Below are 16,412 nucleotides of genomic sequence, written 5' to 3' on the forward strand. Positions count from 1 at the left end.
GGGCTACCGATCCAGGGCCGCCCCGATGAGCCCGGCGAAGAGCGGATGGGCCCGGGTGGGCCGGGACTTGTACTCCGGATGCGCCTGGGTGGCCACCAGGAAGGGATGCCGCTCGGCGGGGTACTCCACGAACTCCACCAGCTCCCCGTCCGGGGAGGTCCCGGAGATCACCAGGCCTGCCTCGGCGAGCCGGTCCCGGTAGGCGTTGTTGACCTCGTAGCGGTGCCGGTGCCGTTCGGAGACCTCGGTCGCCCCGTACAGGCCGGCGACGACGGAGCCCTCGGCCAGGTGCGCCGGGTAGGCGCCGAGCCGCATGGTGCCGCCGAGGTCGGCCTCGCCGCCGACGGCGGCGAGCTGCTCGGCCATGGTGGCGATCACCGGATCGGCGGTGTCCGGGTCGAATTCGGTGGAGGAGGCCCCGGCCACCCCGGCGGCGCGGGCGGCGTCGAGGACCACGCACTGCATGCCCAGGCAGAGCCCCAGCAACGGCACCCCGTGCTCCCGGCAGTGCCGCACCGCCCCGATCTTGCCCTCGATCCCGCGGATCCCGAAGCCGCCGGGCACCACCACCGCGTCGACGCCGGCGAGCCGCTCGGCGGCGCCGGCGGGGCTCTCGCACCCGTCGGAGGCGATCCAGGCGATCTCCGCGCGCGCCCCGTGGTGGAAGGCGCCGGCGCGGATCGCCTCGGTCACCGACAGGTAGGCGTCCGGCAGGTCGATGTACTTGCCGACCAGGGCGACCCGCACCGTCCGGGTCGGGGCGTGCACCTTCTCCAGCAGCTCCCCCCAGCCGGCCCATTCCACATCCCGGAAGGGCAGGTCCAGCCGCCGGATCACGAAGGCGTCGAGGTGCTCGGAGTGCAGCACCTTGGGGATGTCGTAGATGCTCGGCGCATCCGGGCAGGACACCACGCCCTCCAGCTCCACATCGCACATCAGGGCGATCTTGCGCTTCAGCGCCTCCGGCACCTCCCGGTCGCAGCGCAGCACCACCGCGTCCGGGACCAGGCCGATGGAGCGCAGCTCGGTGACCGAATGCTGGGTGGGCTTGGTCTTCAGCTCCCCGGAGGGCGCCAGGTAGGGCACCAGGGAGACGTGGATGTAGAAGATGTTCTCCCGGCCCACCTCATGGCGCAGCTGCCGGGCCGCCTCCAGGAAGGGCTGGGACTCGATGTCGCCGACGGTGCCGCCGATTTCGGTGATCACCACATCCGGCCGCGCCCCGTCCGCGCCGGGCACGTCCATGCCGGTGATCCGGGACTTGATCTCGTCGGTGATGTGCGGGATGACCTGGACGGTCTCCCCGAGGAAATCGCCGCGCCGCTCCTGGGCGATGACCGAGGAGTACACCATGCCGGTGGTCACGTTCGCCCCGGCGTCGAGGTCCCGGTCCAGGAAGCGCTCGTAGTGGCCGAGATCCAGGTCGGTTTCCGCGCCGTCCTCGGTGACGAAGACCTCCCCGTGCTGGAAGGGGTTCATCGTGCCCGGGTCGACGTTGAGGTAGGGGTCGAGCTTCTGCATGGTCACCCGCAGCCCCCGCGAGGACAGCAGCCGGCCCAGCGAGGAGGCGGTGAGCCCCTTGCCGAGCGAGGAGGCCACGCCCCCGGTGACGATGATGTACTTGGTGACGTGCCCTGCGGTTCTGCTGCGCTTCACGGCGGCTCCCTGGTCGGTTCGCTTCACGCCTCGGCGGGGCGGGGCCCCGCGGCGGCGGAGGCCGCTACGTTGACGACCACGGGACTCCAGCATATTGCGCGCCGAGGCGGGACCACAACGCCGCACCGGGCCGGCGAATGCCGCTGACCTGGGGCGGAGGGAGAATTTACGCCCCGGTCACATCCGGTGATCCGGAGGTGACGGGGCGTAACACGGCGGTTACACGCCCCCGCCCCGGGCGGCCCGCACCCTAGTTCGCGGGCTCCTCCGCCGGCTCCCCGTCGGGCTGCCCCGCCGGTTCCCCGGCCGGGGCGGGCCGGGCCGCGGGGGCCGCGTCGAGCTGGTTGCGCAGATCGTTGATCACCAGGATCCGGCCGGCGGCGTCGCCGATCGCGGCGACCGCGTCGACCCGGTCGCCGTCGGGCACCTCGGCCAGGGCGGCCGCCGCCCCGCCCTCGTCGGCGGCGGCCGGTCGCCCGGCGAGCACCACCGCCCCGCCCTCGGCGCGCAGCGCCGCCGCGGTCTCGGCGAGCACGCCCGCGCCGAACTCCCCGGCCGCGCCCGGCTCCCCGTCGGCGGTGCCCCGGCCGGCGACCACCACGATCGCCGCGGAGGGCCGCAGGGTGCCGTCCTCGTAGTCCACGAACCCGGCCTCGCGCAGCGAGCCCAGCAGCAGCTCCCGATCCTCCGCGGTGGCCCGCTCCCCGCCCCGGTCGTCGAGCAGCAGCGCCGAGGCCAGGGCCTGCCCGGTATGCCGGCCCGGGGTGGTGCGCGCCTCGTCCAGGCTCGCCCCCGCCGGCAGCGCCCCGGCGATCACGTCGCCGAGCGCATCGGCGCGATCCGCGGACAGCGCCGCGGCGGTCAGCTCCAGCCGGCCCCCGTCCGGGGCGCCGGCGGTGCGCAGCGCCTCCGCCACCGCGGCGACGTCCGCGGGATCGGCGTCCGGGGCGACCAGCAGCACCGTGGGCGCATCGCGCAGCCGGCCGCCGATGATGTCGTCCTGCACCGTGGTGAGCACCTCGTCGGCGACCGCGGCGCGGCCCTCGGCGTGCTCCGCGGCCAGCCGGGCCTCCGCCCGCTCCTCGGCGGTGGCCCCGCCGATGGTGATGCCCCCGTCCGGGGCCAGCACGTAGGCGCCCAGCGCCGCCCCGGCGGCCACGCCCAGCGCCGCCCCGGTCACCGCCGCGGCGCCCCGGCCGCCGCCCGCTCGCTTGCCCATCAGGTTCCCTCCAGTAATCGTCGTGACACCGGCGCGGGATCAGCGCCGGAACAGCCCCTGGAACCACAGCGCGATGGAGTTCCAGGTGTCGATGAGGTTCTCGGTCACCGAGCCGTCGCCGTTGGTGCCGGCGATCGCCAGGATCACCGCCACCGCGATGAGCACCGCCAGCACCGCCCAGGCCACCCCGAAGCCGGTGCCGTCCACCCGGTACAGGTCGGCGACGACCTCCCCGTCGACCAGCCGGGGCCCGGCCTTGAGCCGGGACAGCAGCGCCGAGGGGGTGCCCGGGGCGTCCGCGGCGGCGAAGACGGTCTCCACGTCCAGGGGCGCGCCGACGGCGACGATCATCTCCGCGCCGTGGTGCGCGGCGAAGACCAGGGCCAGGTCCATGGCGGAATCCGACAGCGCCGGGAAGGTGACGCAGCCGATGTTGAGGTCCTGGATCCGCTCCAGGCCGGTGGCGTGCCCGTCCGGGTCCGCGGGCAGCACCACCCGGGCGCCGCAGCGCAGCGTCTCCGCGGCGATGCCCTGCGGGTCGCCGATGATCAGATCCGGGGTGTGGTCCAGGTCCACCAGGGTGTCCGCCCCGGCGTCGACGCCGATGAGCACCGGCTCGTACTCCCGGATGAAGTGCTTGAGCCGCTCCAGGGTGCGCCGGTGGCCCTCCCCGGGGCCGACCAGCACCGCCTTGCGGCCGCGCAGCCCGATGTCCAGGTCCGGGATGCCCAGGCCGTCGACGTAGAGCGGCGATTCCGCGGCGGCGAACTCCACCAGGTTGCCGGACAGCGCCTCCATCCGGTCCACCAGGCCGGTGCGCGCCTCCTCGAAGGAGGCGGTCAGCTCGGCCATGGTCACCGGGGTGCCGGCGGCCACCCGGCGGTCGCCGTAGTACAGCTTGCCCTCGTCGAGGCGGGCCCGGCGGCCGTCGCGCAGCTTGTCGAACAGCTCCGGCCCGGCGTCCTCGACCAGCTCCACGCCGGAGTCCACCAGCAGCTGGGGGCCGAAGTTCGGCACCGCCCCGGTGGTGAACCGGGAGGCGTTGATCACCGCCGCCGGTTTGGCCTCGACGATCCGCTTCGCCAGATCGTGGCTGAGGTCGGGGGCGTCGATGGCGAGGATGTCGCCCTCGCGGGCTCTGCGCAGCGCGCGGTCCAGCCGGGACCCGTCGCGGACGTCGCCGTGCACGCCGGGCAGGTCGGCGGAGTTCCGGGTGAAGAGACTCATACCGGCCAGTGTGCCCGCCCCGGCCGCCCGGGGCGCGGAGGCGCGCCGCGCCGATCAGCCGGCCGCATCCGCCCGACGGTCGGCCTCGGCGCGCTCCAGCAGGTCCGCGGCATGCGCCCGGCCGGAGGCGGTGTCGTCGAGGCCGGCGAGCATCCGGGCCAGCTCGGCGATCCGGGCCCCCCGGTCCAGCTCCGCCACCGCGGAGCTCGCCGCCCCCTCCCCGGAGCCCTTGGCCACGTGCAGGTGGGTGTCCGCGTACGCGGCGACCTGCGGCAGGTGGGTGACCACGATCACCTGGTTGCCGGCGGCCAGCCGGGCCAGCCGGCGGCCGATCTCCACCGCGGCGCGGCCGCCCACCCCGGCGTCGACCTCGTCGAAGATGAGGGTGCGCCCGGTGTCCCCGGCGGCGAGGACCACCTCCAGGGCGAGCATCACCCGGGACAGCTCCCCGCCGGAGGCGGAGGTGGCCAGCGGCCGGGCCCCGCCCCCGGCGTGCCCGGCCAGGCCGAAGACCACCTCATCGCGGCCATGCTCGGCACGGCCGCCGGAGTCGGCGAGGTCCACGGCGAACCGGGCCTCCGGCATCGCCAGGCCGGCCAGCTCCGCGGTGACCGCCTCCGCCAGCCGCCCGGCCAGCCGCCGCCGGGACGCGGTGAGCTTCGCCGCGGCCGCGTCGTAGTCCGCCTCCGCGGCGGCGACCTCGCCGGCGAGGCGCTCCAGGGCGTCCTCGGAGACGTCCAGGCCGTCCAGGGTGCGCGCCGCCTTGTCCCGCCAGGCCAGCACCCCGGCCAGGTCCGGGGCGTATTTCCGGGTCAGGGTGCGCAGCTCCGCCTGCCGGGAGAGCAGCCCGTCGAGATCCCCCGCCTCCGCGGGCAGCGCCTCGGCGAAACGGCCCAGGTCCGCGGAGACGTCGGCGAGCACCGAGGTCAGGGTGCCCAACCGCTCCGCCAGCTCCGCGAGCTCGGGGTCCTCCACCGCGCCGAGCAGCGAGCCGGCCCGGCCCAGCAGATCCGCCGCCCCCGCCGCATCGGCCGCCGGGTCGCCGTCGATGGCGCCCAGCGCGCCCAGGGCCGCCTCGCGGAGGCCGTCGACGTCCTGCAGCCGCCGGATGGTGCGGGCCAGTTCGGCGTCCTCCCCCGGCTCCGGGTCGACCGCGTCGATCTCCCCGATCGCGAAGCGCAGCTGGTCGGCGCGCATCGCCAGCTCCCGGCGGCGCTCGGTGCGCTCGGCGAGATCCTTCGCCAGCGCCCGCCAGCGCCCGTGGCGCTCGGCGACGGCGGCGACGAGCCGGCGGTGCGCCGCGGCGCCCATCCGGTCGAGGGCGGCGCGCTGCTCCCCGGCGCCGAGCAGCCGCAGCTGATCGTTCTGCCCGTGGATGGCGATCACCTCCCCGGCGATCCCGGCCAGCGCCGCCGCCGGGGCGGCCCGGCCGCCCACCCAGGCCCGGGAGCGGCCCTTGGCGGAGACCTGGCGCACCAGCAGCGCCTCCCCGTTCTCGTCGAGCTCCCCACCGCAGTCGGCCACCGCCGCGCGCACCGACTCCGCCACCGGCGCGTCCAGGCCGGCCAGCGCGATATGGCCCTCCACCACGGCCTTCGCCGCGCCCTCGCGGACCCGGCCGGCGTCGGCCCGCCCCCCGGCGAGCAGCCGCAGCCCGGTGACCAGCATGGTCTTGCCCGCGCCGGTTTCCCCGGTGAGCACGGTCAGGCCGGGGCTGAATTCCACCGCGGAGGAGCCGATCGCCCCCAGATCCCGGATCGCCAGGTCGGTCAGCACCGGCGGCTCACCCCCGGGGACCGCGCCAGCCGGTCACCGGCAGCCGGAACTTGTGCACCAGCCGGTCGGCGAAGGGGGCGGCGTCCAGGCGCACCCAGCGCACCGGCTGCTCCGCCCGGGTGATCTCGATCCGGGAGCCCGGCGGGCACATCAGGGAGCGGAACCCGTCCAGCATCGCCTGCGCCGGCCCGCCCGTGGCGGAGGTCTCCACCGCCACCGTGGACGCCGGGGAGACCACCAGCGGCCGGTCGAAGAGGGCGTGCGCGTTGTTCGGCACCACCAGCATCGCGTCCAGCTCCGGCCACAGCACCGGCCCGCCCGCGGAGAAGGCGTAGGCGGTGGAGCCGGTGGGGGTGGACACCAGCACCCCGTCGCAGCCGTAGGAGGACACCGGGCGCCGGTCCACCTCCAGCACCACGTCGAGCACCCCGCGGCGGTTCATGTTCTCCAGGGCCAGCTCGTTGAGCGCCCAGCCGCTGCCGGTGACGTAGCCGTTGCCGTCGCGCACCGTCACCGCGATGGTCATCCGGTCCTCCACCCGCCAGGTGCGGTCGATGACGTGCCGGATCGCCTCGGTCATCGACTCCTGCTCCCATTCCGCGAGGAAGCCGACATGGCCCATGTTGATGCCCAGCACCGGCAGATCATTGGAGTACGCGAGATCCGCGGCGCGCAGGAAGGTGCCGTCGCCGCCGAGCACGAGCACCAGCTCGCAGTCCGCGGCGGCCTCCGGGGAGTGCCCGTAGCGGGGGTAGCCGCCGAGCACGGGGTGCCGGATGAGCGCCTCCGGGGAGTCCCCGGAGAGCATCCGCACGTCGATGCCGGCATCCTCCAGCAGGCGGGCGGCCTCCGCGGCCGCCTCCAGGTTCGAGCTCCTGCCGGTGTGGGGCACGAGCAGCACGCGCCTCGTCATCGCCGCTCCTTGAGATCGGGTGGTGGTCAGGGTCCATGGGCGGGCGGGAGCCGCGACTCCCCCGCCGTCCGACCCTACTCGGGCCCGGCGGCCACCGCGTCCCGGATCCGCGCGGCCACCGCATCGGGACCCGGATCGGCGGCGCCGCCGTCCTTGACCAGCCACAGGAAGTACTCCACGTTCCCGGAGGGCCCGGGCAGGGGGGAGGCCACCGCATCCCGGAAGGACAGGCCCAGTTCGCGGGCGTGCCCGGCCACCCCGATCGCGGCCTCGGCGCGCAGTTGCGCCGAGCGCACCACCCCGCCGCGGCCGAGCCGCTCCCGGCCCACCTCGAACTGGGGCTTGACCATGGGCAGCAGGTCGGCGCCGTCGACCAGGCAGCCGGCGATCGCGGGCAGCACCAGGCGCAGCGAGATGAAGGACAGGTCCCCCACCATCGCGTCCGCGGGTCCGCCGATGGCCTCCGGGGTGAGGGTGCGCACGTTGGTGCGGTCGAGCACCCGCACCCGGGGGTCATCGCGCAGCCGCCAGATGAGCTGGCCGTAGCCGACGTCGGCGGCGATCACCTCCGCGGCGCCGCGGCGCAGGCACACGTCGGTGAAGCCGCCGGTGGACGCCCCGCAGTCGAGCACCCGCCGGTCCCTGAGGCTGAGCCCGGCCGGTTCGAAGGCGGCCAGGGCCCCGAGCAGCTTATGCGCGCCGCGGGAGGCCCAGTCCTCCTCCGCCCCGGCGTCGCTGACCCGGATCGAGGCCTCCGGGCCGACTCCGGTGGCCGGTTTCGTCGCCCGGATCCCGCCGACCTCCACCCGGCCGGCGCGGATCAGCCCGGCGGCGTGCTCCCGGGAGCGGGCGATTTTGCGGCGGACCAGCTCCGCGTCCAACCGCCGGCGGGTGCCGCGGGGCTTAGCCATCGCGGCGCTCCCGACCCGCCTGGTCGCCGAGGGCCTCCTGCAGCAGGCGGTGCTCGGCCTCCAGCAGCTCCGCCCGGGCCACCGGGTCCCCGGCGTCGGCGGAGCGGGCGGTGAGCTCGGCGAGGGCCTCGCCGAGCTTCTCCAGGCGGGCGGCCTCGGCGGTCCCGTCCGCCGCGGGGTCCGCGCCCGCGGGCCCGCGGCCGGCCAGATCCGCGGGGCTGGGGGCGCTCCGGGGCGCGCTCATCGCCACGCCGCCAGGGCCGCCGCGGCCGGGCCCCCGGGTTCGGCGGCGCGGATCCCGGTCACCGGGGCCGCGCCCGGCGCCCAGGCGAGCCCGGCGGCGGTGAGCAGCGCGGCCACCGCCGCGCGGGCCGGGTCCGCCAGCCGCGGGTCCGCCGGGTCGCCGCCGGCGAGCACCAGCGTCGCCGGGTCGGATTCGTCCCGGGTGACGGTGAACCCGGCCTGGGGGCCGGGGGCGGCGTGCTCGGCCGGCTCGTTGAGCGCCGCCATGGTGGCCCCGATGTAGCGGGGCCGCTCCCCGGGGGCGGCCAGCAGGGTCTCCCGGTGCCCGGAGACCCCGGTGACCACCATCAGGGTGGCGTGGCCGGCGTTGTTGCCGCCGGCGATGTCCGTGTTCAGCCGGTCCCCGATGGCCAGCGGGCGGGTGGCGCCGAGCCGGGCGGCGCCGCGGTGGAACATGGCCGGCTCGGGTTTGCCGGCGCTGCGCGGGGCCACCCCGGTCGCCGAGGTCACCGCGGCGACCATGGAGCCGTTGCCGACCAGCAGGCCGCGCTCCACCGGCAGCGTGGTGTCCAGGTTGGAGGCGAGGTAGGCCGCGCCGGCGCGGATCGCCAGCGCCGCCTCGGAGAGCTCCGCCCAGCCGGTGTCCGGGCTGTGCCCGTGCAGCACCGCGGCCGGGGAGTCGTCGGCGGAGGAGACCACCCGGTAGCCGGCCTCGGCGGCGAGCTCCCGGAAGGACTCGGCGCCGAGCACCAGCACCGCCGCACCGGGGTCGATCAGCTCCCGGGCCATCTCGATGGCCGCCTGCGCGGAGGTCATCACGTCGGCGGCCTCGGCGGCGTAGCCGAGGTCACGCAGCTGCGCGGCGACCGCCCCGGGCGCCCGGGAGGCGTTGTTGGTGATGAACAGCATCGGCAGCTCTGCCTCGGCGAGCGCCTCGCGGGCGCCGGGAATCGCCCGGCCGCCCTCGTAGACGGTGCCGTCGAGGTCGAGCAGGGCGGCGTCATGGGCCGCGACGAGGGTGCCCCCGGCCACCGCTACCGCCCCTTCCCGAGCTCGTCGAGCCGGGCCCGGGCCTGCAGCGCGTCATCGGGGTCCAGTTTCGCGACCCGCCGCAGCCAGGTGCGGGCCTCCTCCAGTCGGCCGGCGGCGGCCAGGGCGTCGCCGTAGGCGTAGAACAGCCGGGCCGAGGCGAGATCCTCGGCGCGGGGGTCCGGGTTCCGGGTCTCCAGCTCGAGCAGCGCCCCGGCGACGTCGCCGAGGTCGCGGCGCGCCCCGGCGAGCACGATCGCCAGCTCGGTGCGGTCGTCCTCGTCGAGCTGCTCGGCCTCCGCGGAGCGGCCCAGTTCGATGGCCTTCTCCGGCCGGCCCAGGCCGCGTTCGCAGTCCGCCATCACCGCGAGCATCCCCGGCCCGCCGCTGATCCGGCGGGCGGCGCGCAGTTCGGCGAGCGCCTCCCGCCATTCCCCGGCGTGGTAGGCGGCCACCCCGAGGGTCTCCCGGACCACCCCGACCCGGCCGGCCCGGTCCTTGGCGGCGCGGGCGTGCCGCAGCGCCTTCCCGGGGTCCTCGGCGAGCAGGCTCGCGGCCATCACCATGTGCCGCGCCACCGCGTCGGCGTTGTCCTTGGCGAGGCTGCGCAGATCCTGGCGCACCGAGGGGTCGAGTTCGTCGGCGCGGACGTCATCGGGCAGCGCCGGCTCATTGGCGCGCAGGCCCATTCGCTCCTCGCGGAAGCCGGGGCGCTGCGGGCCGGTCCGCGGGCCCCGGGCCTCGGCCTGGCCGCGCCCGCCCCGGTTGGCGCGGCGCCGGTCGCCCCGGTCCCCGCGCTCGCCGCGATCCCGGCCCGGCCGGCCGGCCCGTCCGCGGTCGTCCCGATCCGCCCTCCGGCGGGGCCGTTCATTGTCCGCCATTGCCTGCGCACTCCTTCCACCTGCGTGGACGCTGGGCGGCGCCCACCTGTGGGCGCCGCGTCGATCATGGTCACGCTACCAGGCGGGGTGCGCGCCGCCCTCAGGGGCGCCCCGCGTGCAGGGCGACCAGCCGGGGCTCCCCGGCGACCTCCCAGGTGCAGGTGGCGACCAGGTCCGCGGCCCGGGCGACGGTGACCGCGACATCGCCGGCGACGACGCCGATCTCCACCTCCGCGTCGACGAAGGCGGGGTCCACCGCGTCGATGGCGGGCACCAGCACCGCGCCGCGGGTGAGGAACCGGGCCCGGCGGCCGTCCCCGGCGATCAGCCGGCCGATGGCCCGGGCCAGGGTGCGGTGCGCCCGGCGGGCCTCCTCGCCGCGGTCCCGGTCGGCGGCGGCCGGCTCCCCGGCGGCGTCGTCGAAGAGGTCCGGCTCCCGGGTGTCCGGGGCCAGCCCCGGGCTCGCCTGGCCGCGGCGGGTGTCCCGGGGGTCGCCGGCGAAACCGGGGCCGGGTTCGACGGGCAGGCCCTTCTGGTGGGCGGTGGCCGCCGCCCGGGCGCGCTGGTCGGCGGCCTCGTTGAGCTCATGCCCGGAGTGGCCCTTGACCCAGGTGAAGGTGACCTTCCGGCCCACCATGGCGGCGTCGAGCCGCTGCATGAGGTCCACGTTGAGCACGGGTTTGCCGTCCCGTTTCTTCCAGCCCTTGCGCTTCCACCCGGCCATCCACTTGGTGACCGAGTTGATGACGTACTGGGAGTCGCAGAGGATCTCGAGGGGTTCGTCGGTGCGGTGCGCGGTGGCGTCGAGGAGCTCGGCGACGGCGGTGAGCTCACCGCGGTTGTTGGTGCCGCTGGGCCAGCCGCCGGCCGCCCAGGAGTCCTCGTCGATGTACCAGCACCAGCCTGCGGGGCCGGGGTTGCCGAGGGCGGAACCGTCTGCGGCGGCGATGATGGTCATGGCGGGCAGTATCTCATAGGGTCGTGGGCGCCCCGGGCGCCGGGCGAGGGGCCGTTGCGGGCCCGCCCCGGGTACGCCGAACGCCCCCGGGGTGCCGGGCCCCTTGTGGGGGCCGGGCGCCTCGGGGGCGTCGGGTCGTGATTGGTTTGTGGCCGGCGGTGTCCTACTCTCCCACACCCTCCCGGGTGCAGTACCATCGGCGCTGGCGGGCTTAGCTTCCGGGTTCGGAATGGGACCGGGCGTGGCCCCGCCGCTTTCGCCACCGACACGTGTTACGGGAAACCCACCAAAAAAGCACTACATGCCTATGGTGGGCGGTGTTGTCCCAGATACTGGATGGTGGACGCGAGCAAAAGCTCTATTCTTCGTGTTGTCGTGCGCACACCTCGACCCGTTGCTCCCACCGCTGGGGGTGGGGGGTTGTGGTGTGGTCGGTCTATTAGTACCGGTCACCTCCACACCTTGCGGTGCTTCCAGATCCGGCCTATCAACCCAGTAGTCTGCTGGGGACCTCAAAAGAAACCTGATCTTGGAACAGGCTTCCCGCTTAGATGCTTTCAGCGGTTATCCCTTCCGTACGTAGCCAACCAGCCATGCCCCTGGCGGGACAACTGGCACACCAGAGGTACGTCCGTCCCGGTCCTCTCGTACTAGGGACAGCCTTCCTCAAGTTTCCACGCGCGCGGCGGATAGAGACCGAACTGTCTCACGACGTTCTAAACCCAGCTCGCGTGCCGCTTTAATGGGCGAACAGCCCAACCCTTGGGACCTACTCCAGCCCCAGGATGCGACGAGCCGACATCGAGGTGCCAAACCATCCCGTCGATATGGACTCTTGGGGAAGATCAGCCTGTTATCCCCGGGGTACCTTTTATCCGTTGAGCGACACCGCTTCCACAAGCCAGTGCCGGATCACTAGTCCCTACTTTCGTACCTGCTCGACCTGTCAGTCTCACAGTCAAGCTCCCTTGTGCACTTACACTCAACACCTGATTGCCAACCAGGCTGAGGGAACCTTTGGGCGCCTCCGTTACTCTTTAGGAGGCAACCGCCCCAGTTAAACTACCCACCAGGCACTGTCCCCGACCCGGATAACGGGCCAAGGTTAGACATCCAATCCGATCAGAGTGGTATTTCAACAACGACTCCACGACCACTGGCGTGGCCGCCTCACAGTCTCCCACCTATCCTACACAAACCGAACCGAACACCAATGCCAAGCTATAGTGAAGGTCCCGGGGTCTTTTCGTCCTGCCGCGCGTAACGAGCATCTTTACTCGTACTGCAATTTCGCCGGGCCTGTGGTTGAGACAGCAGGGAAGTCGTTACGCCATTCGTGCAGGTCGGAACTTACCCGACAAGGAATTTCGCTACCTTAGGATGGTTATAGTTACCACCGCCGTTTACTGGGGCTTAAATTCTCCGCTTCGACCACTTACGTGATCTAACAGGTCCTCTTAACCTTCCAGCACCGGGCAGGCGTCAGTCCGTATACCTCGACTTACCCGTCTTCGCACGGACCTGTGTTTTTAGTAAACAGTCGCTTCCCTCTATTCTCTGCGGCCGAAGCCGGCTTGCCACGCTAGGCGGGTCACCGGCCGCGGCCCCCCTTCTCCCGAAGTTACGGGGGCATTTTGCCGAGTTCCTTAACCACAGTTATCCCGATCGCCTCGGTATTCTCTACCTGACCACCTGTGTCGGTTTGGGGTACGGGCCATGACATCACATCGCTAGAGGCTTTTCTCGGCAGCATCGGATCACCGACGTCCCCACTACGGGTACGCGTCACGTCTCACCCTTCAAGCGCGGGCCGGATTTACCTGGCCCGCGGGCTACACGCTTGCACCACCACTTCCATCCGGTGGCACGGCTACCGTCCTGCGTCACCCCATCGCTTGGCTACTACCAGCTCAGGTCCCCTGCATCCACACACCCGCGGATGCCGGCCCCGAAGGGCCGGCGGCGGATGCGCTTCAGGAGGGTTAGTATCACTGATTCACCAGGGGCGCGATATCACGGGTACGGGAATATCAACCCGTTGTCCATCGACTACGCCTGTCGGCCTCGCCTTAGGTCCCGACTCACCCTGGGAAGATTAGCTTGACCCAGGAACCCTTGGTCATTCGGCGGAGGAGGTTTCCACTCCTCATTCGCTACTCATGCCTGCATTCTCACTCGTGCACGCTCCACCACGGGTCACCCCTGCGGCTTCACAGCACGTACACGACGCTCCCCTACCCAGCACGCCACAAGGGCGCACTGCCGCGGCTTCGGCGGTATGCTTGAGCCCCACTACATTGTCGGCGCGGGACCACTCGACCAGTGAGCTATTACGCACTCTTTCAAGGGTGGCTGCTTCTAAGCCAACCTCCTGGTTGTCTTCGCGATCCCACATCCTTTTCCACTTAGCATACCCTTAGGGGCCTTAGCCGGCGATCTGGGCTGTTTCCCTCTCGACTACGAAGCTTATCCCCCGCAGTCTCACTGCCGTGCTCTGACCTCACCGGCATTCGGAGTTTGGCTGATGTCGCTAAGATGATAGTCCCGCTAAACCAACCAGTAGCTCTACCTCCAGGAGGAAACGCACGACGCTGCACCTAAATGCATTTCGGGGAGAACCAGCTATCACGGAGTTTGATTGGCCTTTCACCCCTACCCACAGCTCATCCCCTCAGTTTTCAACCTAAGTGGGTTCGCGCCTCCACGACGTCTTACCATCGCTTCACACTGGCCATGGGTAGATCACCCCGCTTCGGGTCCAGGACATGCCACTACACAACACCCTCGTTAGGATTCGCTTTCGCTACGGCTACCCCACCAAAAGGGTTAACCTCGCGACATGCCGCTGACTCGCAGGCTCATTCTTCAAAAGGCACGCCATCACCCCACACGGAGGCTCTGACGGATTGTAGGCACACGGTTTCAGGTACTATTTCACTCCCCTCCCGGGGTACTTTTCACCATTCCCTCACGGTACTATCCGCTATCGGTCACGGAAGGTATTCAGGCTTACCGGGTGGTCCCGGCGGATTCACAGCGGATTCCACGAGCCCGCTGCTACTCGGGGATCACGCCACACAGGATATGAACATGCTTTCACGTACCGGGCTCTCACCGTCTACGGCAGGCGATTCCACGCACTTTCCGCTAACACATCCACACCCCGGGCAGGACAGTCAGCTCCCACCACGGGCGGCCCCACAACACCACACGCGCAACCCCTGACCGGTATCACACGCGCGCGGTTTAGCCATCATCCGCGTTCGTTCGCCACTACTAACGGAATCACAATTGTTTTCTCTTCCTGCGGGTACTGAGATGTTTCACTTCCCCGCGTCACCACCACGCACCCTATGAATTCAGATGCGGGCGACCGCCCATAACGACGGCCAGGTTTCCCCATTCGGACACCCTCGGATCAACGCTCAGTTGGCAGCTCCCCGAGGCTTAACGCAGCCTCTCACGTCCTTCATCGGCCTTCCATGCCAAGGCATCCACCGTGCGCCCTTGAACACACACACAACACAAAAAATCAAGGAACACACACAACAAAAAATAAAGATGCTCGCGTCCACTATCCAGTTCTCACACAACACCACCCGACGCCGGCAACCGGAGACCACAAGCCTCCGCCGCCACCCGACGGGCGCAACACAACAAGGGACGTGTCGTCCCAGACACCCGACAGCATGCCGACGCACCACCTGCGCACCCCACCGGCGACCCCGACAACAGGGCCACCCACCACTACAGGGCGACCCGGACCACACGGCCCGGGCAAGCACGGCGCACCACGATCTCCCCGGCGGACGGCGTCCACCCGAAAACAAAAACGCGCACCACCAGCCGGCCCACAGGACCACACCAATGACGCGACTACAAAAAATACTCCTTAGAAAGGAGGTGATCCAGCCGCACCTTCCGGTACGGCTACCTTGTTACGACTTCGTCCCAATCGCCGATCCCACCTTCGACAGCTCCCCCCACAAGGGTTGGGCCACTGGCTTCGGGTGTTACCGACTTTCATGACGTGACGGGCGGTGTGTACAAGGCCCGGGAACGTATTCACCGCAGCGTTGCTGATCTGCGATTACTAGCGACTCCGACTTCACGGGGTCGAGTTGCAGACCCCGATCCGAACTGAGACCGGCTTTCAAGGGATTAGCTGAACCTCACGGCATCGCAACCCACTGTACCGACCATTGTAGCATGTGTGAAGCCCTGGACATAAGGGGCATGATGATTTGACGTCATCCCCACCTTCCTCCGAGTTGACCCCGGCAGTCTCTCACGAGTCCCCACCATAACGTGCTGGCAACATGAGACAAGGGTTGCGCTCGTTGCGGGACTTAACCCAACATCTCACGACACGAGCTGACGACAACCATGCACCACCTGTATACGAGCCACAAGGGAAACCGTGTCTCCACGGCGATCCCGTATATGTCAAGCCCAGGTAAGGTTCTTCGCGTTGCATCGAATTAATCCACATGCTCCGCCGCTTGTGCGGGCCCCCGTCAATTCCTTTGAGTTTTAGCCTTGCGGCCGTACTCCCCAGGCGGGGCGCTTAATGCGTTAGCTACGGCACGGACCCCGTGGAAGGGACCCACACCTAGCGCCCACCGTTTACGGCATGGACTACCAGGGTATCTAATCCTGTTCGCTACCCATGCTTTCGCTCCTCAGCGTCAGTTACTGCCCAGAGACCTGCCTTCGCCATCGGTGTTCCTCCTGATATCTGCGCATTTCACCGCTACACCAGGAATTCCAGTCTCCCCTACAGTACTCAAGTTATGCCCGTATCGCCTGCACGCCCGGAGTTAAGCCCCGGAATTTCACAGACGACGCGACAAACCACCTACGAGCTCTTTACGCCCAGTAATTCCGGACAACGCTCGCACCCTACGTATTACCGCGGCTGCTGGCACGTAGTTAGCCGGTGCTTCTTCTCCATCTACCGTCAGAAAACCTTCGTCGATGGTGAAAGGAGTTTACAACCCGAAGGCCGTCATCCCCCACGCGGCGTCGCTGCATCAGGCTTCCGCCCATTGTGCAATATTCCCCACTGCTGCCTCCCGTAGGAGTCTGGGCCGTGTCTCAGTCCCAATGTGGCCGTCCACCCTCTCAGGCCGGCTACCCGTCGACGCCTTGGTAGGCCATTACCCCACCAACAAGCTGATAGGCCGCGGGCCCATCCTGCACCGAAAAACTTTCCACCAGCACCCTACGTGCTGGTCCTATCCGGTATTAGACCCAGTTTCCCAGGCTTATCCCGAAGTGCAGGGTAGGTCACCCACGTGTTACTCACCCGTTCGCCACTCGTGTACCCCCGCAAGCGGGGGCCTTACCGTTCGACTTGCATGTGTTAAGCACGCCGCCAGCGTTCGTCCTGAGCCAGGATCAAACTCTCCACAAAAGCTTTTAAGTGAAAAGCCCGAAAACTGGCAAAAAGAACAAACAACAAACCAGGACCCAAACAGACCCCAGTCTGGCGTATTGTCCAAAAAACGCGCGCACCCGAAGCCCTTGACGGGGAACAAACCGGGCACACGCTCATCAGTGATTGTTTCAAGAGCCCCTGAAAAAGACTCCCGGCACC

10 protein-coding genes and 3 rRNA genes are annotated in these 16,412 nt (G+C 70.4%); all 13 read right to left on the reverse strand.

What is annotated here, in order from left to right:
• Window positions 1-3: 3 nt before the first annotated feature.
• Window positions 4-1,656, reverse strand: coding sequence for a CTP synthase (locus tag CSPHI_RS06870; RefSeq protein ID WP_245803282.1), 1,653 nt, complete (start codon window positions 1,654-1,656; stop codon window positions 4-6).
• A 250-nt stretch (window positions 1,657-1,906) separates the two neighbouring features.
• Complete coding sequence (locus CSPHI_RS06875) at window positions 1,907-2,875, reverse strand: copper transporter (protein ID WP_075692092.1); 969 nt, start codon at window positions 2,873-2,875, stop codon at window positions 1,907-1,909.
• A gap of 39 nt (window positions 2,876-2,914) precedes the next feature.
• Window positions 2,915-4,111, reverse strand: a complete 1,197-nt coding sequence (steA, locus tag CSPHI_RS06880) for a putative cytokinetic ring protein SteA (protein WP_169840422.1) — start codon at window positions 4,109-4,111, stop codon at window positions 2,915-2,917.
• Window positions 4,112-4,156: 45 nt separating this feature from the next.
• Window positions 4,157-5,878: a DNA repair protein RecN gene (gene recN / locus CSPHI_RS06885; RefSeq protein ID WP_075692094.1), complete on the reverse strand. Its 1,722-nt coding sequence runs from the start codon at window positions 5,876-5,878 to the stop codon at window positions 4,157-4,159.
• A 7-nt stretch (window positions 5,879-5,885) separates the two neighbouring features.
• Window positions 5,886-6,791 (reverse strand): NAD kinase, encoded by a 906-nt coding sequence (locus tag CSPHI_RS06890; protein ID WP_075692095.1) that lies wholly within the window; start codon window positions 6,789-6,791, stop codon window positions 5,886-5,888.
• Window positions 6,792-6,865: 74 nt separating this feature from the next.
• Entirely contained in the window at window positions 6,866-7,702 is an 837-nt protein-coding gene (locus CSPHI_RS06895; RefSeq protein WP_075692096.1) for a TlyA family RNA methyltransferase, read from the reverse strand.
• Entirely contained in the window at window positions 7,695-7,946 is a 252-nt protein-coding gene (locus CSPHI_RS06900) for a hypothetical protein (RefSeq protein WP_075692097.1), read from the reverse strand. The genes CSPHI_RS06895 and CSPHI_RS06900 overlap by 8 nt, the downstream gene beginning before the upstream one ends.
• Complete coding sequence (locus tag CSPHI_RS06905; RefSeq protein ID WP_075692098.1) at window positions 7,943-8,977, reverse strand: HAD-IIA family hydrolase; 1,035 nt, start codon at window positions 8,975-8,977, stop codon at window positions 7,943-7,945. The genes CSPHI_RS06900 and CSPHI_RS06905 overlap by 4 nt, the downstream gene beginning before the upstream one ends.
• Window positions 8,978-8,979: 2 nt before the next feature.
• Window positions 8,980-9,855 (reverse strand): tetratricopeptide repeat protein, encoded by an 876-nt coding sequence (locus CSPHI_RS06910; RefSeq protein WP_075692099.1) that lies wholly within the window; start codon window positions 9,853-9,855, stop codon window positions 8,980-8,982.
• 100 nt (window positions 9,856-9,955) lie between these two features.
• Complete coding sequence (locus CSPHI_RS06915) at window positions 9,956-10,813, reverse strand: ribonuclease H family protein (protein ID WP_157118502.1); 858 nt, start codon at window positions 10,811-10,813, stop codon at window positions 9,956-9,958.
• 150 nt (window positions 10,814-10,963) lie between these two features.
• Window positions 10,964-11,080, reverse strand: a 5S ribosomal RNA gene (gene rrf, locus CSPHI_RS06920).
• Window positions 11,081-11,232: 152 nt separating this feature from the next.
• Window positions 11,233-14,335, reverse strand: a 23S ribosomal RNA gene (locus CSPHI_RS06925).
• Window positions 14,336-14,709: 374 nt separating this feature from the next.
• A 16S ribosomal RNA gene (locus tag CSPHI_RS06930) occupies window positions 14,710-16,229 on the reverse strand.
• Together the 16S, 23S and 5S rRNA genes form the textbook arrangement of a ribosomal RNA operon.
• Window positions 16,230-16,412 lie beyond the last annotated feature (183 nt).

It is taken from the genome of Corynebacterium sphenisci DSM 44792, from assembly GCF_001941505.1.
In the GTDB taxonomy this organism is placed as follows: domain Bacteria; phylum Actinomycetota; class Actinomycetes; order Mycobacteriales; family Mycobacteriaceae; genus Corynebacterium; species Corynebacterium sphenisci.

Bases quoted from the DNA above. Each gene is read 5' to 3' on its own strand.
- CSPHI_RS06875 (WP_075692092.1), bottom strand. From the start codon at position 2,875: ATGGGCAAGCGAGCGGGCGGCGGCCGGGGCGCCGCGGCGGTGACCGGG.
- CSPHI_RS06890 (WP_075692095.1), bottom strand. From the start codon at position 6,791: ATGACGAGGCGCGTGCTGCTCGTGCCCCACACCGGCAGGAGCTCGAAC.
- CSPHI_RS06895 (WP_075692096.1), bottom strand. From the start codon at position 7,702: ATGGCTAAGCCCCGCGGCACCCGCCGGCGGTTGGACGCGGAGCTGGTC.
- CSPHI_RS06900 (WP_075692097.1), bottom strand. From the start codon at position 7,946: ATGAGCGCGCCCCGGAGCGCCCCCAGCCCCGCGGATCTGGCCGGCCGC.
- CSPHI_RS06910 (WP_075692099.1), bottom strand. From the start codon at position 9,855: ATGGCGGACAATGAACGGCCCCGCCGGAGGGCGGATCGGGACGACCGC.
- CSPHI_RS06915 (WP_157118502.1), bottom strand. From the start codon at position 10,813: ATGACCATCATCGCCGCCGCAGACGGTTCCGCCCTCGGCAACCCCGGC.